Annotated in this window: 18 protein-coding genes; 14 read left to right on the top strand and 4 right to left on the bottom strand. The window is 71.5% G+C overall.

Annotated elements, in window-relative coordinates:
- The first annotated feature begins 89 nt into the window (after nt 1–89).
- Complete coding sequence (locus tag PKF00_RS17050) at nt 90–1,115, top strand: 6-phosphofructokinase (RefSeq protein ID WP_271218515.1); 1,026 nt, start codon at nt 90–92, stop codon at nt 1,113–1,115.
- Nucleotides 1,116–1,370: 255 nt separating this feature from the next.
- Here PKF00_RS17050 and PKF00_RS17045 read toward each other — a convergent pair whose 3' ends face one another.
- Nucleotides 1,371–2,174 carry an MHYT domain-containing protein gene (locus PKF00_RS17045; RefSeq protein WP_271218514.1) on the bottom strand — a complete coding sequence of 268 codons (804 nt, stop codon included), beginning with the start codon at nt 2,172–2,174 and terminating at the stop codon, nt 1,371–1,373.
- A gap of 197 nt (nt 2,175–2,371) precedes the next feature.
- Between PKF00_RS17045 and macS the strand changes: the two genes are divergently transcribed.
- The 3 genes from macS (at nt 2,372) to thiI (ending at nt 5,498) form a co-directional block, all read left to right on the top strand.
- Nucleotides 2,372–3,493 carry a MacS family sensor histidine kinase gene (macS, locus tag PKF00_RS17040; protein ID WP_271218513.1) on the top strand — a complete coding sequence of 374 codons (1,122 nt, stop codon included), beginning with the start codon at nt 2,372–2,374 and terminating at the stop codon, nt 3,491–3,493.
- Nucleotides 3,494–3,511: 18 nt separating this feature from the next.
- Nucleotides 3,512–4,141 (top strand): response regulator, encoded by a 630-nt coding sequence (locus tag PKF00_RS17035; protein ID WP_271218807.1) that lies wholly within the window; start codon nt 3,512–3,514, stop codon nt 4,139–4,141.
- Nucleotides 4,142–4,295: 154 nt separating this feature from the next.
- Nucleotides 4,296–5,498, top strand: coding sequence for a tRNA uracil 4-sulfurtransferase ThiI (thiI, locus tag PKF00_RS17030; RefSeq protein WP_271218512.1), 1,203 nt, complete (start codon nt 4,296–4,298; stop codon nt 5,496–5,498).
- A gap of 116 nt (nt 5,499–5,614) precedes the next feature.
- Here the strand turns inward: thiI and PKF00_RS17025 are convergent, their stop codons facing one another.
- Both PKF00_RS17025 and aroF read right to left on the bottom strand, forming a co-directional pair.
- Nucleotides 5,615–5,899, bottom strand: a complete 285-nt coding sequence (locus PKF00_RS17025) for a YiaA/YiaB family inner membrane protein (RefSeq protein WP_271218511.1) — start codon at nt 5,897–5,899, stop codon at nt 5,615–5,617.
- Between the two features lie 165 nt (nt 5,900–6,064).
- Nucleotides 6,065–7,102 carry a 3-deoxy-7-phosphoheptulonate synthase gene (gene aroF / locus PKF00_RS17020; RefSeq protein WP_271218510.1) on the bottom strand — a complete coding sequence of 346 codons (1,038 nt, stop codon included), beginning with the start codon at nt 7,100–7,102 and terminating at the stop codon, nt 6,065–6,067.
- Between the two features lie 378 nt (nt 7,103–7,480).
- On the opposite strand from aroF, the gene PKF00_RS17015 reads away from it, so the two are divergent.
- The 4 genes from PKF00_RS17015 to PKF00_RS45195 all read left to right on the top strand — a co-directional run bounded on the left by PKF00_RS17015 (nt 7,481) and on the right by PKF00_RS45195 (nt 10,696).
- Entirely contained in the window at nt 7,481–8,101 is a 621-nt protein-coding gene (locus PKF00_RS17015) for a sulfite oxidase-like oxidoreductase (protein WP_271218509.1), read from the top strand.
- 48 nt (nt 8,102–8,149) lie between these two features.
- On the top strand, nt 8,150–9,331 hold the full coding sequence (locus tag PKF00_RS17010; protein WP_271218508.1) for a histidine kinase: 1,182 nt from the start codon (nt 8,150–8,152) through the stop codon (nt 9,329–9,331).
- A gap of 78 nt (nt 9,332–9,409) precedes the next feature.
- The gene (locus tag PKF00_RS17005; protein WP_271218507.1) at nt 9,410–10,168 is read left to right on the top strand and encodes a LytR/AlgR family response regulator transcription factor; all 759 of its coding nucleotides are present in this window, start codon (nt 9,410–9,412) and stop codon (nt 10,166–10,168) included.
- A 102-nt stretch (nt 10,169–10,270) separates the two neighbouring features.
- Entirely contained in the window at nt 10,271–10,696 is a 426-nt protein-coding gene (locus PKF00_RS45195; protein WP_271218506.1) for a ClpX C4-type zinc finger protein, read from the top strand.
- Between the two features lie 614 nt (nt 10,697–11,310).
- On the opposite strand, the gene PKF00_RS16995 is transcribed toward PKF00_RS45195, so the two are convergent.
- Nucleotides 11,311–12,150 carry a deoxyribonuclease IV gene (locus tag PKF00_RS16995; RefSeq protein WP_271218505.1) on the bottom strand — a complete coding sequence of 280 codons (840 nt, stop codon included), beginning with the start codon at nt 12,148–12,150 and terminating at the stop codon, nt 11,311–11,313.
- 252 nt (nt 12,151–12,402) lie between these two features.
- Between PKF00_RS16995 and PKF00_RS16990 the strand changes: the two genes are divergently transcribed.
- The 6 genes from PKF00_RS16990 (at nt 12,403) to PKF00_RS16965 (ending at nt 16,515) form a co-directional block, all read left to right on the top strand.
- Nucleotides 12,403–12,525: a hypothetical protein gene (locus tag PKF00_RS16990; protein WP_271218504.1), complete on the top strand. Its 123-nt coding sequence runs from the start codon at nt 12,403–12,405 to the stop codon at nt 12,523–12,525.
- On the top strand, nt 12,522–12,833 hold the full coding sequence (uraH, locus tag PKF00_RS16985; RefSeq protein ID WP_271218503.1) for a hydroxyisourate hydrolase: 312 nt from the start codon (nt 12,522–12,524) through the stop codon (nt 12,831–12,833). Before PKF00_RS16990 ends, uraH begins: the two co-directional genes overlap by 4 nt.
- Before the next feature lie 2 nt (nt 12,834–12,835).
- Complete coding sequence (gene pucL, locus PKF00_RS16980) at nt 12,836–13,726, top strand: factor-independent urate hydroxylase (protein ID WP_271218502.1); 891 nt, start codon at nt 12,836–12,838, stop codon at nt 13,724–13,726.
- A gap of 2 nt (nt 13,727–13,728) precedes the next feature.
- Nucleotides 13,729–14,658, top strand: a complete 930-nt coding sequence (locus PKF00_RS16975; RefSeq protein ID WP_271218501.1) for an FAD binding domain-containing protein — start codon at nt 13,729–13,731, stop codon at nt 14,656–14,658.
- Entirely contained in the window at nt 14,658–15,134 is a 477-nt protein-coding gene (locus PKF00_RS16970) for a (2Fe-2S)-binding protein (protein WP_271218500.1), read from the top strand. Before PKF00_RS16975 ends, PKF00_RS16970 begins: the two co-directional genes overlap by 1 nt.
- Nucleotides 15,135–15,324: 190 nt before the next feature.
- Nucleotides 15,325–16,515, top strand: a complete 1,191-nt coding sequence (locus PKF00_RS16965; protein ID WP_271218499.1) for a glycerate kinase — start codon at nt 15,325–15,327, stop codon at nt 16,513–16,515.
- The last annotated feature ends 11 nt before the right edge of the window (nt 16,516–16,526 follow it).

Below are 16,526 nucleotides of genomic sequence, written 5' to 3'. Positions count from 1 at the left end.
GCGTTGCGTCGGCGTCCGAAATCCCTCGCCGGCCGTGTCACCCCATTTAGTCTGGCCGTCTCGCCTCGGAACCACCACCGGAGGATGCCATGCGTATTGGAGTGCTAACCGGGGGCGGCGACTGCCCCGGCCTGAACGCCGTTATCCGCGCCGTCGTACGCAAGGGCGTGAGTGTCTACGGCCATGAGTTCGTCGGTTTCCGCGACGGCTGGCGCGGACCGCTCGAAGGCGACACCATGCCACTGGACGTCCAGGCGGTGCGAGGCATCCTGCCGAGGGGCGGCACGATCCTCGGCTCCTCGCGGACCAATCCGATAAAGATCGACGGCGGCGTTGAGAAGATCAAGGACAACCTGGCCTCCGCCGGGGTCGACGCGTTGATCGCCATCGGCGGCGAGGACACCCTCGGCGTCGCCAAGCAGCTCTTCGACAAGGACGTCAACGTCGTCGGCGTGCCGAAGACGATCGACAACGACCTCAACGCCACCGACTACACCTTCGGCTTCGACACCGCGGTCAACATCGCGACCGAGGCGATCGACCGGCTCCACACCACCGCCGAGTCCCACCACCGGGCCCTGATCTGCGAGGTCATGGGGCGTCACGCGGGCTGGATCGCCCTGCACGCGGGCATGGCGGGCGGCGCCAACGTCATCCTCATCCCGGAGAAGCCCTTCGACATCGACCGGGTCTGCGCCTATGTGGAGTCCCGGTTCAAGACCCGCTACGCGCCGATCATCGTGGTGGCCGAGGGCGCGCACCCGATCGAGGGCCAGATGGCCCTGCAGGCGGGCGAGCTCGACTCCTTCGGGCACGTCCGCCTCGGCGGCATCGGCGAGATGCTCGCGAAGGAGATCGAGAAGCGGACCGGCAAGGAGGCGCGCACCACCGTTCTCGGCCACATCCAGCGCGGCGGCACGCCCACGGCCTTCGACCGGGTGCTCGCCACCCGTTTCGGCCTGCACGCCATCGACGCGGTGCACGAGGGCCGCTACGGCACCATGGTCGCGCTGCAGGGCACCGACGTGGTCACGGTCGGCCTCGACGAGGCGACCAAGGAGCTGAAGACCGTGCCGGTCAGCCGCTACGAGGAGGCCGAGGTCTTCTTCGGGTGACGCCCCGCCGCGCCCGGCCCGGTGTCCTCGGAGCCGGGCGCGGCGTCGAAAAGACCTGGGCCGGTCGCCGGTTCCGGGCGGCGAGTGCGAAAGGCCCGCACCGGGAGGCCTCCTCCGGTGCGGCTCCCATCGTCTTGCAAACGTTCTGCAACCGCGCGGCCCTAACGTGAAGTCACGGATCGGGAGCGGTCCGTCAGCCCCTCCATGTACGGCTTGCGCCTCGCAGAAGCGGCCCACCCGGGCGCAAGCCGTACATCACCCCTCGTTGGCGTCGAACAATGAGGGCCGTCTCTGGGCCTCCGCGGGCGGCGAGGCCGAGACGACCGGCCTGCCCGGCGTCGTCGGCGCGTCCGGCTGGCCGCTTCTGCGGTTCTCCAGGTGCGCCAGGAGCTCGGCGTCCGTGCGCATCTCCTGCTCGGAGGGCGCCAGGATGACGGCCAGCAGCAGGCCGAGCGTCAGCAGGCTGACCACGGCCAGGACGGGCAGCATGAAGTCGACGCCCCGCGCGCCGTCGACGGGCGTCAGGGAGATGCGGGGGTGCACCTCCATCGCGAACATGCCGACGTAGTGCATTCCGCTGACCGCGATCGCCATGATCAGGGCGCCCCCGGCGGCGGTGAGCGCGCCGCCGGTGCGCAGGCTGAACCAGAGCGCCACGGTCGCGGCGGCGATCGCGATCACCACGGAGAGCGCGACCAGTGTCACGTCGTAGTAGATGTTCGCCGACAGGTTCATCGCGAACAGGCCGAGGTAGTGCATCCCCGCCACGCCCAGGCCGGTGATCACCCCGCCGAGCAGAAGCCAGCCGATCTTCTCGCCCCTGGCGGAGACCATGAAGAGGCCGGCGCCGACGATCGCCACCGCCAGCACCATGGAGGCGATCGTCAGGGGGACGTCATAGCGGATCGGATTGCCGCCCACGGTGAAACCCGTCATGGCGACGAAATGCATGACCCAGATGCCGGTGCCCCCAATGGACAGGGCGCCGCCGACCAGCCAGCGCACGCGCGCCGAGCCCGTCGTCGCCCGCGCTTTGGCGGTGAGCGACAGGCCCAGCATGCACCCGATGGCCGAAACGACATAGGCCAATACAGGGGTGAGCAAGCCATATGAAAAGTGGTCTACGTGGGACATGGTCCAATTTCTGTGTTAGTGGGTGATTTGGTGAATTATGGCAGTCAATGGTCGTCAATCGGGAAAAAGCGGGTGACGCATGGGGAAGGAGGGGCGCCGCGCGCGACGGTAGGGTCGGGGGCGTGACGGCGATCGAAGGTCCGTTCTGGCGGGTCATCGCGGTCTTCCGTGTCGCGTCGCTGGTGTACGCGACGGTTCTGCTGCTGCGCGCGGGCGGATACGCCCATCCGGCCACCGGCTGGCTGGTGATCGGTTTCATGGCGCTGTGGACGGTGGCGACGATCTTCGCCTACTCCGACAGGGAGTTCCACGGCTGGCCGCTGCTCATGGCGGACATGCTCGTGACGCTGGGCTGCCTGCTGGCCACCCCCCTGGTGCAGGGCGCCTACCGGGTGGGCAGCCTGCCGGTCACCGGCACCTGGATGGGCGGCGCCGTACTGGCGTGGGGGGTGTACGGCGGGCGGCGGGTGGGGGCCGCGGCGGCCCTGATCGTCTCGCTGGCCGACCTGTGGCTGCACGGCGTGCGCGGGATGAGGTTCGAGACCCTGCCGATCAACGGGACCGTCCTGCTCTTCCTCGCGGGAGTGCTGGTCGGACACGTCGCCAAGCTCGCCAGGCAGGCGGAGGCGCGTCTCCAGCGGGCGATCGAGATCGAGGTCGCGGGGCGGGAGCGGGAGCGGATCGCCAGGGACATCCACGACTCGGTGCTCCAGGTGCTGGCCCTGGTCCAGCGCCGGGGGCAGGAGATCGGCGGTGAGGCGGCCGAGCTGGGCAGGCTCGCGGGCGAGCAGGAGGCCGCGCTGCGCGAGCTGGTCAGGCTCCGTCCCGAGCCGCCCGCCGCGGGGACCGCCGACCTGCGCACCCTGCTCCAGGTGTACGGCTCGGCCTCGGTCACCGTCTCGGTCCCCGCCACCCCGCTGACCCTGCCCGCGGCCACGGCGGGGGAGATGGCCGCGGCGGTCGGCGCGGCCCTGGACAACGTGACCAGGCACTGCGGCCCGCACGCGCCCGCCTGGGTCTTCGCCGAGAGCGACGGCGGCGCGGTCATCGTGACCGTCAGGGACGAGGGGCCCGGCATCCCCGAAGGACGCCTGGAGGAGGCCGCGGCGACCGGGAGGCTCGGGGTCGCCCAGTCCATCAGGGGCCGCATCGCCGATCTGGGCGGCACGGTCACGGTGCTGTCCGCTCCGGGAGAGGGGACGGAGATCGAGATGTCCGTTCCCGTCCTCCTGGCCTCTCACTAGGCTTGGCGGATGCGCGTGATGGTGGTGGACGACCACCCGATGTGGCGGGACGGCGTGGCCAGGGATCTCGGGGAGGCGGGATACGAGGTGGTGGCGGCGGTCGGCGAGGGCGGGCAGGCCCTCCGGGTGGCCGCCGCGGTCAGGCCTGAGCTGGTCGTCCTGGACCTGCGGCTGCCCGACCTGTCGGGGGTCGAGGTGGCCAGGCGGCTGGCCGCGTACGACCCCCAGCCGCGGGTGCTGGTGCTGTCGGCCAGCGGCGAGCAGGAGGACGTGCTGGAAGCGGTCAAGGCAGGCGCGTCCGGATATCTGCTGAAGTCGGCGAGCAAGGAGGAGTTCCTCGAAGCGGTCAGGCGCACCGCGGAGGGCGACGCGGTCTTCACCCCCGGCCTCGCCGGGCTCGTGCTGGGGGAGTACCGCAGGCTGGCGGCCCAGGCGGCCCCCGTGGACAGGCCCCGTCTGACCGAGCGGGAGACCGAGGTGCTCCGCCTGGTCGCCAAGGGCCTGTCCTACCGGCAGATCGCCGAACGTCTGGTCCTGTCCCACCGGACCGTGCAGAATCACGTCCAGAACACGTTGAACAAGCTCCAGCTCCACAACCGCGTGGAACTCGTCCGATACGCCATCGAGCAAGGCCTGGACGGGTCATAGGGCCGACTAAAGTGACACGGTCAAGGCATTGTCCTCACACGCCCACACGTGACACTGGAAGACACCCCGTCCCCGGTGCGCGTCGGCCGTGGCATCGCTACGGCGGCGCCGCACACCCCATGTTCCCCCTCGAAGCTCCACCGGAGGTTGCACCATGACCATGTCCGCCTTGGGCGAGCCCTGCGTTCTGCTCAAACTGGGCGAGGTCGTCCTCAAGGGAAACAACCGCGAGCTCTTCGAACGCAGCCTGCAGGCCAACATCAAGGCCGCCGTCAAGGACCTGGACTTCAAGGTGGACCTGCGGCAGCGTCACGGCGTCATCGCGCTCTTCCTTCCCGAGGGCTCCGGCGTGGAGCGCGCGGACGCGGTCGCCGAGCGCGTCGGCCACGTTCCCGGCCTGGTCTGGATCCACAGGGCGTGGCGGGTCGCCAAGGACCCCTCCGCGGTGACCAAGGCCGCGATCGAACTGCTGGCCGACCGGGAGGACGTCAGGCGAGGCGTCTCCTTCGCGGTCCGCTCCCGCCGCCGCGACAAGCGCTTCCCGCTGACCTCGATGCAGCTCGACCGCTCCGTCGGCGGCGAGCTGAACGACATCTACGGCCTGCCGGTCGATCTGAAGAACCCCGAGCTGGTGGTCTCCATCGAGGTGGACCGCGACGAGGTCTTCGTCTTCACCGGGGGGCAGCCGGGTCAGGGCGGCCTGCCGGTCGGCACCAGCGGCCGCGGGCTGGTCCTGATGTCGGGCGGCATCGACTCGCCCGTGGCCGCCTACCGGATGATGCGCCGGGGCCTGCGGGTCGACTTCCTGCACTTCTCGGGCATCCCGTTCACCACCTCGGAGTCCATCTACAAGGCGTACGCCCTGGTCAAGGCGCTGGACAAGTTCCAGGGCAGGTCCCGCCTCTGGGTCGTCCCGTTCGGCAAGGCCCAGCAGTCCATCAAGGCCTCGGGTCAGGACCGGCTCGCGGTCATCGCCCAGCGACGCCTGATGCTCAAGACCGCGGAGGAGGTCGCCCGCCGCCTCAGGGCCGGTGCGCTGATCACCGGCGACTCCCTGGGCCAGGTCTCCTCCCAGACCCTGCAGAACATCACCGCCCAGGACGACGCGGTCGACCTGCCGATCCTGCGCCCGCTCATCGGCCTGGACAAGACCGAGATCATGGCGGAGGCGCGCCGCATCGGCACGCTGGAGATCTCCGAGCTCCCCGACGAGGACTGCTGCACCCTCCTGGCCCCCCGCAGGGCGGAGACCGCCGCGAAGATCGCCGATCTGAAGCAGATCGAGAGGCGCCTCGACGCAGAAGAGCTCGCCGTCCAGCTGGCCGGCTCCCTCCAGGAGTACAAGCTGGAGGGCTGAGCGCGCCCCGGGCACTCTCGCTGGGCCCTCTCCCCGGGCCCTGTCCCTGTCCCTGAGCGCTGTCTCTGAGCGCTGTCCCGGCGGGGCCCGCCTCCTGGGGCGGGCCCCGCCCGGCGTCAGTCGACCTTGAAGGGGTCGTGCTCGGACAGGAGCTTCTCCAGGCGCGCCTGGTCGACGCGGGTGGCGACGTCGGTGAGCTCCTGACGGTCGCGGACGCACTTGGCCAGGGTGAAGGTCGAGGTGACGACGTAGAGGACGCCGATGGCCAGGAAGGCGCGCACCCAGGTCTCGACCGGAAGATAGACGAGCCCCAGGGTGACCGCCGAGACGGAGACGCCGAAGGACACGATCGACTGGAAGTAGAAGGCGCCGGTGTGCCTCGGATGGATCGCTTTGGTCATACCGCCACGATCCATCCTCCGCCAGGCGTCGCGCCTGAGCTCTCCTACTTAATTACTCATGAGTACGGTATTACTCGTGAGTAGGGTGTGTGGCCTGTGGGGCGTGCCGTGCTCACGTGACACGGACGCCCGCGGCCGGTGGGGCGGGGTCGTGCGCGGCGAGGGTCAGGCGGAGGCCAGGGCCTCGCCGGTCGCGGTCTTGCCGAGCAGTGCGGGGAAGCGGCGCATCACGTCGGCGAGCTCCTCCAGGTCGCCGTCGACCAGAGCCTGGGGACCGTCGCAGAGGGCCTGCTCCGGCTGCGGGTGGACGTCGATGATCACGCCGTCCGCGCCGACGGCGATGGCGGCGCGGGTCAGCGGGAGGACCAGGTCGCGGTGACCGCCGGAGTGGGACGGGTCGATGATCACCGGCAGGTGCGACAGACGCTGGGCGACGGGGACCGCCGAGACGTCGAGGGTGTTGCGGGTCGCGGTCTCGAAGGTCCGGATGCCGCGCTCGCACAGCACGATGTCGAGGTTGCCGCGCTGGGCGATGTACTCGGCCGCCATCAGCCACTCCTCGATGGTGGCGTTCATGCCGCGCTTGAGCATGACCGGCTTGCCGATCCCGCCGACCGCCTGCAGCAGCGCGAAGTTCTGCGCGTTGCGGGTGCCGATCTGCAGCATGTCCGCGTACGAGGCGACCAGTTCGACGTCGTGGGCGTCCACGACCTCGGTCACGACGGGCAGGCCGGTCTGCTCGCGCACGTCGGCGAGGATGCGCAGCCCCGCCTCGCCCAGTCCCTGGAAGGCGTAGGGGGAGGTGCGGGGCTTGTACGCGCCGCCTCGCAGCAGGGTGGCCCCCGCGGCCTTGGCCATCTCGGCCGCCTGGAGGGTCTGCTGCGGCGTCTCGACCGCGCACGGCCCCGCGATCAGGGTGACCGTGCCCGGGCCGATCGGCACGCCGCCGACTCTGATCGTGGACCGCTCGGGATGGTTGTCCCGGCTCACCAGCTTGTAGGGGGCCGTCACCCGGATCACGTCGGCGACTCCGCGCATGCCGCCCAGGTTGAGGGTGCTGAACTGAGCCACGTCGCCCACCAGGCCGATGATCGTGCGGCTCACGCCCCGGCTGACGAACGCGTCGCCGCCCGCCGTGCCGATGATCTCCACGATCGCCTCGACGTCGCCCTGCGTGGCGTCGGGACCCATGACGATGACCATGTCTCTCCTTCGATGCTTCGGTGGTCAGGTGGTTCGGTGCTGGGTGGTGCTGGGGGTTGGGCGCTTCGGTGGAAGGCCCGTGAAAAACGAGAAGGCCCCGAGTCCGTAATCCGGACCCGGGGCCTTCTCGTTCGCCAGGCTGTCAGCGCAGCATCTGGAGGCGAACGGTCCGACCCACGGGTCCGTCGCCATACCAAAACCAGAACGCAGTACGCATCGCGGGCAATAGTAGCGCACCGGTGAGACACGCCGGTGATCCGGGGCGGGACCGCCACGGCGCGTGTGCGGCGAAGCGCGTTAGCAGGTGGCCGCCGCGACGGCGGCGGACACACGATGGCAGGATTGCCCAGTGTGATCGGGGAACCGGCGAGGGGAGTGATGGTGGAGCAGTCCGGACCTCCACAGGAGGAGACCCGCCTGCCTCCTGGCCAGTACGTCCCCAGGGGACGGCCGGTGATCCACTATGGGCGGGTGCCGACGTTCCGCCCCGCGACGTGGCAGTTCCAGGTCATGGGGGCGACGGCCTCCGGCGAGTCGCACAGCTTCACGTGGCAGCAGTTCTCCGACCTGCCGCGCACCACGGTCATCGCGGACTTCCACTGCGTCACCAAGTTCTCGATCATGGGGAACGAATGGCGCGGGGTCTCGGCCGCGACGCTGATGGAGCTGGCCCCTCCCGCCCCGGAGGTCAAGCACGTCATGATCTGGGCCGAGTACGGCTACAGCGCCAACGTGCGGATGAGCGACTTCGCCCGCCCCCACACGCTGTTCGCCCTGGAACTGGACGACAGGCCCATCGCCCCCGAGCGCGGGTTTCCCGTCCGGGTCGTCGTCCCCCACCTCTACGCCTGGAAGAGCGTCAAGTGGGTGCGCGCCGTGGAGTACCTCGTGGAGGACAGGCGTGGCTTCTGGGAGGAGCGCGGCTATCACAACATCGCCGACCCCTGGCGTGAGCAGCGCTACTCCTATCAGGAGGAACCGGGTGAAGGGCCGCCGTGATCGGCGTTCTTGCCTGATTGACAGGCGGGGTTGACTACGGTTTCCCGCATGTCGACCAGTGTCTGGGCGCTCCTGTGCGCCGTCAGGACGCTCCTGGGGTTCGTTGTGCCAGGGCGACGTCCTGTTCCCTCCCGCCACCTGGGCGGCCTGCCGGACGAGGCCACCTTCGCCACCCTGCACGTCGCCGCGCTGGCGGCTCCGTCCCTGCGCGCGGGCCTGACACGCGACTCCGCCCGCAAGGCCGTCCGTCACCTGCGCGCGCTGCTGGGCGCGGACGCGATCGCGGTGACGGACGCCGACGGCGTGCTCGCCTGGGACGGGGAGGCGGACTGCCACCGAGACCACGCCCACGGCCACGCCCGCGCCGTCCTGTCCTCCGGCAGGCCGCGCGTGGTGACCGGGCACACCCTCGCCTGCGACACGCCGGGATGCGCGATCAGGGGGGCGGTGGTGGTCCCGCTCACCGTGGACGGGCGGGTGGTCGGCGCGCTGGCCGCCTACGACACCGAGGTGGGCCCGGCGCTGGTCAGGACCGTCACCGAGGTGGCCCGCTGGGTCTCCTGCCAGCTGGAGCTGGCCGAGCTCGACTCCTCGCGGCGGCGCGCGATGGAGGCGGAGACGCGGGCGCTGCGCGCGCAGATCTCCCCGCACTTCATCTACAACTCGTTGACCACCATCGCCTCGTTCGTCCGCACCGATCCGGAACGGGCCCGCGAGCTGCTGATGGACTTCGCCGACTTCACCAGATACGCGCTGCGCCGCGAACGGGACTTCACCACCCTGGCCGACGAGCTGCACTGCGTCGACCGCTACCTGCTCCTGGAACGGGCCAGGTTCGGCGAGCGGCTCCGCTTCACCGTCAGGGTCGCCCCCGAGGTGCTGTCGGTGCCGGTGCCGTTCCTCTGCCTGCAGCCGCTCGTCGAGAACGCCATCAAGCACGGCATGGGGACCACCGGCGGTTGCGGCGAGGTGCGGGTGCTGGTCTCGGACGCCGGGCCCGAGGCCCACGTCAGCGTGGAGGACGACGGGCTGGGCATGGACCCCGAGCGGGCCAGGCTGCTGCTCGGCGACGACTCGCGCGGCGAGCGGGGCGAGGGCGGGATAGGCCTGGCGAACGTGGACGTGCGGCTGCGTCACATCTACGGCGAGGACTACGGGCTGGTGGTGGAGACCGCGCCCGGCGCGGGCACCAGGGTGCGGCTGCGCCTGCCCAAGCTCTCCTCCCGGTGATAGCTATTTGTAGTCATATCTTTACGTGAAGTTGACCTGCCCCTTGCGGTGGGAGTGGTTTGCGGGCAGCGTGGGGCCATGTTGCGAGTCCTGGCCGTCGACGACGAGGTCCCCGCGCTGGAGGAGCTGGCCTACCTCCTGCGCCAGGACCCCCGCATCGAGCACGTCTCCACCGCCTCGGGCGGAGTGAACGCGCTGCAGGACCTGGTGCAGATGATCGGGGCGGGCGAGCGGCTCGACGGCGTCTTCCTCGACATCCGGATGCCCGGCCTCGACGGCCTCGACCTGGCCCGCCTCATCGGCGGCTTCCCCAACCCTCCCCGGCTGGTGTTCGTCACCGCCCACGAGGACTGCGCGGTCCAGGCCTTCGAGCTGCAGGCCGTCGACTACCTGCTCAAGCCCGTCAGGCCCGACCGTCTCGCGGAGGCCGTACGCCGCCTCGAGTGCGCGGCGTCCGCGACCGGCGAGCCGGAGCTCGAAGACGTCATCCCGGTCGAGCTGGGCGGCCGGACCCGGTTCGTGGCCCAGCAGACGGTCAGGTTCGCCAAGGCGAAGGGCGACTACGTGCGGCTGCACACCGTCGACGGCAACTACCTGGTGCGCATGTCCCTGGCCGCGCTCGAGCGGCGCTGGGCCGCGTCGGGCTTCATCCGCGTGCACCGCAGCACGCTGGTCTCGGCGCGGCACGTGAGCGAGCTGAACTTCGACGGCGGGCGGGTGACGCTGCGGGTGGGCGCGGAGACGCTGCCGGTCAGCCGCAGGCACACCCGGCGGGTCCGGGAGCAGCTCGTCCGCCAGCTGCAGGACCGGCCGCCGTCCTCCGGCGCCCTCAGGTAGGCCTCCCTCCGGCCGCGCGGGCTTGTCAGGCTACCCCTGACACCCTAGGCTCACCGGAGAGCGTGTCAGGGCTGGCCTGACACGCATGCCCTGGAGGGTCACATGCCTGCGCCGTCGCTCGCCGAACAGGAAATCCACTGCTCCTTCTGCGCCAAGTCCAGGAGCCTCGTGGAAAAGATCATCGCCGGCCCCGGCGTGTACATCTGCAACGAGTGCGTGGGGCTCTGCAACGCCATCCTCGACGAGCTCTCGGGGAGCTCGGCGGGCAAGGAGGAGGCGGCGGGCAAGCCGTCGCCGGAGGGGCGGGAGGGCTCGGAGATCCCCGAGATCCCCTGGCCCGAGGGCATGACCGACGAGGAGATCCTCGCCTACCTTCCCCGTGTCGCGGCGGCGAGCGCCAGGGTCGACGCCGACCTGCAGGTCTGGGTCCAGCGGCTGCGCGACCGGGGCGTCACCTGGGCCAGGATCGGCGCCGCCCTGGGCATGGCGCGGCAGTCGGCCTGGGAGAGGTTCTCCGGCGAGGAGTAGGGGAGGGCCGGCGTGACCGGCCGGCGCGCTCCCGGTGCGGGCGGCGTGGCCGCGCCCTCGTCCCGGACGGCGAGGGCGGACGTTTCCCCGTGAACGGCCGGGGCGTCGGCCGGGGCGGGGCGTCCTCCGGGACGCGGTCGACGGTGTGGCCGACCGCTCGTCGTTCCGGGGCCGCCGCTCGTCGTGTCGGCACTCTCCGTACATCGACGACTACGGACCGTTAATCGCGCTGGTCGTCAAGGGCGAGTCGGCCCTCCGGACGTCCCTCTAGTGTTCCTTGCATCGGAGAGCCGAACCCGCAGCACCAGGGGGGACAAGAGCCGGAAGGCTCGAAAGGACCTGGTGCGCGGAACCCTGGGTGACCTCGGGCACGTGGTCACCCGTTGTCGGGCCCTGAACCGGGGGGTCAGGGCCCGGCGATCTCCGGTGTGACGGGACGCCCGCGTTGGTCCGGGGGCTGCCGTGATCCGGCCACACGGGGGCGGCCGGATTACGAGCGGCGGGCGCCCCGTCACACCCGAGGAGCCCTCCTCCGCGGAAGACCTCTCCGCAGCCTCAGGAAACGGCCAGAAGCCTTCCTGCGGGCGTCGGGGAACTACGGTGACCGCCGGAGCTCAGCTGTCGCGGAGCTTCTTCAGCGTCTCGATGTCCTCGCGGTGCTTTTCCACGGGGCCCGGGGTCTCGATGCAGACCGGCACCCCCGCCGCCGCCGGGTGACGCATCAGGTCGCCGAAGGGCAGGGCCCCGATGTGGCCCGCGCCGATGTTCTCGTGGCGGTCCTTCTTCGAGGCGCACACGTCCTTGGAGTCGTTGGCGTGGACCAGCTTGAGCCGCCCGGGGGCGATCGCGTGCAGGGCGTCGAGCGTCTCGCCGACCCCGTCCGCGGTCGACAGGTCGTGACCGGCGGCGAAGGCGTGGCAGGTGTCCAGGCAGACGCCCGCCTTCGGGTGCCAGTCGAGAGTCGCGAGATAGGGCTCCAGGTCCTGGACGGTCGCGCAGAGCATCGCGCCCTGGCCCGCCATCGGCTCGAGCAGCAGGTCGGGGCCGTCGTCGGGGATCTCCTCCAGCAGGGGGAGCAGGTGCTCGTGCAGTTGACGCATGGCGTCGTCGCGGGGCTGGCTCACCGCGGAGCCGGTGTGGACCACCACGCCTCCGGCGCCGATCGCGTGGGCGCGCAGCAGGCAGTGCCGCACGGTGGCCGTCGACCTCTCCAGCGTCTCCGCGCTGGGCGAGCCCATGTTGACGAGGTACGGCGCGTGCACGAAGGACAGCATGCCCGACTCGCGCAGCCTGACGTCCTGGACGGGGTCGCCCGCGGCGAGCGCCCAGCCACGCGGGTTGGTGACGAACACCTGGATCATCTCGGCGCCGATGTCCGCGGCGGACCGCAGACCGCCCTTGGCCAGGCCGCCGGTGACGGAGACGTGTCCGCCGATGAGGGAGAGAGAAGTCATGGTGGAACCATTTTAGGCGCCGCGACCGACGTTCACCGGGAGTCGCGGCGCGGCCCTCCCGGGGGCGTCTGGGCTGTTCCGTCATCTCTCGTGACGTCCCGCGCCCTCCCACGCCGCCCCGCGCGGACCGGGAACCACCAGGTTTCGGACCCCTTTTCCGGGCACGGCCCGAAAACCAGGGGAAAACCTTTGTCGTACCGGGAAGTTCTCGATGCTGGACCCTTCGCGGGCCCGGTGTGTGTACTTGCTCACATGTCTGAGGTGAACCCCGCGCCCGCGGGATCGGCGGCCTTCGACGCGCTCGGCGTCGCGGAGGCGGAACCGGCCGGGATCGCCCGCCCGCGCCCGGCGGAGCTCATGGGAGGAGCGGCGTGAGTCTGTCCACACACGTCCTGGACGCCGCGCTGGGCAGGCCCGCGGCGGGCGTCGCCGTACGGCTCGAGCAGGCGGGGCGGGTGCTGGCCGAGGGCGTCACCGACGCCGAGGGCAGGATCGGCGGCTGGACGCCGGGCGCGGGCGCCAACCGGCTGGTCTTCGACACCGGCGGTTACTTCGCGGCCCGCGCCGTCGAGGCCTTCTACCCGGAGGTCTCGGTCGACTTCACGGTCGGCGACCCGGACGAGCGCTACCACGTTCCGTTGCTGCTGAGCCCGTTCGCATACTCGACCTACCGGGGGAGCTAGGCATGGCCGTCGTTCTCGGACCCAACCGCTACGGCAAGGCGGAGACCAGGCTCGTCCGCGTCGTCAGGGACGGCGGCGTCCACCACGTCAAGGACGTCAGCGTCAGCTCCGCGCTGTCGGGCGCCATGGAGGACGCCCACCTGGCCGGCGACAACGCCGCGGTCCTGCCGACGGACACGCAGCGGAACACCGTCTACGCCCTCGCCAGGAAACACGGCGTCGACCAGATCGAGGACTTCGCCCTCCTGCTGGCCCGCCACTACGTGGACTCCCAGCCCACGGTGCACCACGCCCGCGTGGAGATCGAGGAGTGCCTGTGGGGGCGCATCCGGGACGGCGAGGAGTCCAGGCCGCCCGGCGAACGGCACTCCTTCGTCCTGTCGGGCCCGGAGAGACGCACCTGCGTCGTCCACCACGACCGGGACGGCTCCACGACCGTGACCTCCGGCCTCAGGGACCTGGCCGTGCTCAACTCGACCGGTTCCGAGTTCTTCGGCTTCGCCCGCGACGAGTACACCACCCTGGCGCCGACCCACGACCGCGTCCTGGCCGCCGCCGTCCGCGCCCGGTGGCGGCACGTCTCCGGCGACTGCGACTTCGGCGCGTCATACAGTGAGGTACGGCGATGCCTCCTGGAGGCCTTCGCCGGGACTCACAGCCTGTCGCTGCAGCACACGCTCTACGCGATGGGCAGGCGGGTGCTGGAGACCCGCCGGGAGATCTGCGAGGTGCGGCTGGCCATGCGGAACAAGCACCACTTCCTGGTGGACCTGACACCGTTCGGGCTCGACAATCCGAACGAGGTGTTCTACGCCGCCGACCGGCCGTACGGGCTGATCGAGGGCGTCGTGCTCGACGACGACGCCCCCGCCGCCCGGTTCGCCTGGGAGTGACGATGGAGTTCCTGAGGCCCGTCACGTGGGCGGAGGCGCTGGCCGTCAAGGCCGAACTGCCCGAGGCCGCTCCCATCCAGGGCGGCACCGACATGATGGTCGAGCTCAACTTCGACGTCCGCCGTCCCGTCGCGCTGCTCGACCTGAACCGGGTCGCCGAGCTCGGCCGCTGGAGCGCCGAGGAGGACGGAAGGCTGAGGGTCGGCGCGGGCGTCACGTACACGCGGGTGATCGCCGAGCTGGGAGAGGAGCTGCCGGGGCTGGCGCAGGCCGCGCGCACGGTCGGCTCGCCGCAGATCCGCAACAGGGGCACCGTCGGGGGCAATCTCGGCGCGGCCTCGCCCGCGGGGGACAGCCATCCGCCGCTGCTCGCCGCCGACGCCGTCGTCGAGGTGGAGTCGGCCGCGCGCGGTGTGCGGATGATCCCCGCCGCCGAGTTCTACCTCGGCGTCAAACGGAGCGCCCTCGAGGCGGACGAGCTGATCAGGGCGTTCTGGACGAGACCCGCGGACGGCCCGCAGTACTTCTCGAAGGTGGGTGTCCGCAACGCCATGGTGATCGCCGTCTGTTCGTTCGCGATCGCGCTCCACCCGGCCGAGCGGCGGGTCGGCACCGGCATCGGCTCCGCGGCCCCCACCCCGCGCCGGGCCCTCGCCGCGGAGGAGTTCCTCGCGGCCGAGCTCGACTGGGAGGCCGTGCTCGACGGGGACGACCTGCTCGACGGGGACGCCGCACCCGGCGGGGAGGCGGCGCTCGCGCCCGCGCTGCTGCGCCGCTTCGGCGAGCTGGCCGCCCAGGCGGCCTCCCCGATCGACGACGTGCGCGGCACCGCCGACTACCGCAGGCACGCCATCGGCGTGATGGCGCGCCGCACCCTCACCTGGGCGTGGAACGACCTGCGGTCGGGAACCCCGGACAGGAGGGCGGACTGATGCGCGTCCGGCTGACCGTCAACGGTCGCGTCGAGACGGCCGACGACGTCTGGGAGGGGGAGAGCCTGCTGTACGTCCTGCGCGAGCGGCTTGGCCTGCCCGGCTCGAAGAACGCCTGCGAGCAGGGCGAGTGCGGCTCCTGCACGGTCTACCTCGACGGCCTGCCCGTCTGCGCCTGCCTGGTCGCCGCGGGGCAGGCCGAGGGACGTGAGGTCCGCACCGTCGAGGGGCTCGCGGACGGCGACCGGCTCGACCCGGTCCAGGAGGCCTTCGTCGAGTGCGGGGCCGTGCAGTGCGGGTTCTGCACCCCCGGCCTCGTCGTGCAGGCCCACGACCTGATCGCACGAGTCCCGCTGCCCTCCGACGCCGAGATCCGCGAGGCCCTGGCGGGGAACCTGTGCCGGTGCACCGGCTACGAGAAGATCCTCGACGCCGTACGGCTCGCCGCCGCGCGCAGGGCGGGCACCTCCCGGTGAGCTCCGCCCGCTCGCCGAGGGGATCCGGGCGGCCGTGTCCGGGGCGCGTCCACACGGTCGCGGGCGCTGTCGGCCCGTCGCGAGGCGGGTGTGATGATGGTCGTCCAATCCAGCGGATCTCGGCGGACGCCGTCATCCGTTCGCACCGGACGGGCACGCGCGCCCGGTCCTTTCGCATAGAGGAGCAGGGTTGTCTCAGCTGTCGGGACACGTCGTCATAGCCCCGGACAAGTTCAGGGGGTCGCTGACCGCAGCGGAGGTCGCCGCGCACGTGGCGGCGGGGCTCGGCCCCGGCGTCGCCACGGTCGCGCTGCCGGTCGCGGACGGCGGTGACGGCACCGTCGAGGCGCTGGCGGCGTCCGGGTTCACCCGTGTCGAGGTCGAGGTCACCGGTCCCGTGGGCGACCCGGTCCGCGCCGCGTACGCGTGGCGCGACGCCGGAGCGGGCGAGCCGGGGCCGACGGCGGTCGTCGAGCTGGCCGAGGCGTCGGGCCTGCGGCGACTGCCGTCCGCGGAGGGCGACGTCGGTTTCGCGCCGCTCACCGCCACCACCCACGGCGTCGGCGAGCTGGTCGCCCATGCCGTACGGCGGGGCGCCCGGCGGATCGTGCTGGGGCTCGGCGGCAGCGCCTCGACCGACGGCGGCGCGGGCATGATGCGAGCGCTGGGCGTCCGTTTCCTGGACGCCGACGGACAGGAGCTGCCGCCCGGCGGCGCAGCCCTGCGCGACCTGGAGAAGATCGACAAATCCGGACTTGTCGCCATGGATGATGTCGAGTTCGTCATCGCGAGCGACGTGGACAACCCCCTCCTGGGCCCGCACGGCGCCGCCGCCGTCTACGGCCCGCAGAAGGGCGCGAGCCCCGAGGACGTGGCACTGCTCGAACGGGCCCTCGCCAGGCTCGCCGCCGTCGCCGTCCACACCCACGGCCTGCTGGGCGCCGTCGAGCACGACGGCGTGGTCCGCCCCATGGGCGTCGCCGCCCAGCCGGGCGCGGGCGCGGCGGGAGGAACGGGCTTCGCCGCCCTGGCCTTCCTGCGGGCCGAGTTCAGGCCCGGCATCGAGTACATCCTCGACCTGCTCGGCTTCCACGAGCGGCTCGACGGGGCCCGCCTCGTCATCACCGGCGAAGGCGCCCTGGACGAGCAGACCCTGCGTGGCAAGGCCCCCGCCGGGGTCGCGGCCGCGGCGGCGAAGGCGGGCGTCCCGGTCGTCGCGGTGTGCGGGCTGCTCGCCCTCGACGGCGAGGAGCTGAACGCGGCGGGCATCACGGCCGCGTACGCCCTCGCCGACATCGAGCCGGACCCGGACCTGTGCGTGTCCGAGGCGGGGCCGCTGCTGGAACGGCTCGCCCACGAGATCGCGAAGACGCGTCTGTGACCCGGCCAGGA

It is taken from the genome of Streptosporangium carneum (genome assembly GCF_027922005.1).
Taxonomy (GTDB): domain Bacteria; phylum Actinomycetota; class Actinomycetes; order Streptosporangiales; family Streptosporangiaceae; genus Streptosporangium; species Streptosporangium carneum.
This window is presented reverse-complemented; position numbering and strand designations above follow the sequence as displayed.

What these genes read in the sequence shown, in the direction of transcription:
- PKF00_RS17050 (WP_271218515.1), top strand. Translation starts at nt 90, where the DNA reads ATGCGTATTGGAGTGCTAACCGGGGGCGGCGACTGCCCCGGCCTGAAC.
- PKF00_RS17045 (WP_271218514.1), bottom strand. Translation starts at nt 2,174, where the DNA reads ATGCTGGGCCTGTCGCTCACCGCCAAAGCGCGGGCGACGACGGGCTCG.
- PKF00_RS17035 (WP_271218807.1), top strand. Translation starts at nt 3,512, where the DNA reads ATGGTGGTGGACGACCACCCGATGTGGCGGGACGGCGTGGCCAGGGAT.
- thiI (WP_271218512.1), top strand. Translation starts at nt 4,296, where the DNA reads ATGACCATGTCCGCCTTGGGCGAGCCCTGCGTTCTGCTCAAACTGGGC.
- PKF00_RS17025 (WP_271218511.1), bottom strand. Translation starts at nt 5,899, where the DNA reads ATGACCAAAGCGATCCATCCGAGGCACACCGGCGCCTTCTACTTCCAG.
- aroF (WP_271218510.1), bottom strand. Translation starts at nt 7,102, where the DNA reads ATGGTCATCGTCATGGGTCCCGACGCCACGCAGGGCGACGTCGAGGCG.
- PKF00_RS17015 (WP_271218509.1), top strand. Translation starts at nt 7,481, where the DNA reads ATGGTGGAGCAGTCCGGACCTCCACAGGAGGAGACCCGCCTGCCTCCT.
- PKF00_RS17010 (WP_271218508.1), top strand. Translation starts at nt 8,150, where the DNA reads ATGTCGACCAGTGTCTGGGCGCTCCTGTGCGCCGTCAGGACGCTCCTG.
- PKF00_RS17005 (WP_271218507.1), top strand. Translation starts at nt 9,410, where the DNA reads ATGTTGCGAGTCCTGGCCGTCGACGACGAGGTCCCCGCGCTGGAGGAG.
- PKF00_RS45195 (WP_271218506.1), top strand. Translation starts at nt 10,271, where the DNA reads ATGCCTGCGCCGTCGCTCGCCGAACAGGAAATCCACTGCTCCTTCTGC.
- PKF00_RS16995 (WP_271218505.1), bottom strand. Translation starts at nt 12,150, where the DNA reads ATGACTTCTCTCTCCCTCATCGGCGGACACGTCTCCGTCACCGGCGGC.
- PKF00_RS16990 (WP_271218504.1), top strand. Translation starts at nt 12,403, where the DNA reads ATGTCTGAGGTGAACCCCGCGCCCGCGGGATCGGCGGCCTTCGACGCG.
- pucL (WP_271218502.1), top strand. Translation starts at nt 12,836, where the DNA reads ATGGCCGTCGTTCTCGGACCCAACCGCTACGGCAAGGCGGAGACCAGG.
- PKF00_RS16975 (WP_271218501.1), top strand. Translation starts at nt 13,729, where the DNA reads ATGGAGTTCCTGAGGCCCGTCACGTGGGCGGAGGCGCTGGCCGTCAAG.
- PKF00_RS16970 (WP_271218500.1), top strand. Translation starts at nt 14,658, where the DNA reads ATGCGCGTCCGGCTGACCGTCAACGGTCGCGTCGAGACGGCCGACGAC.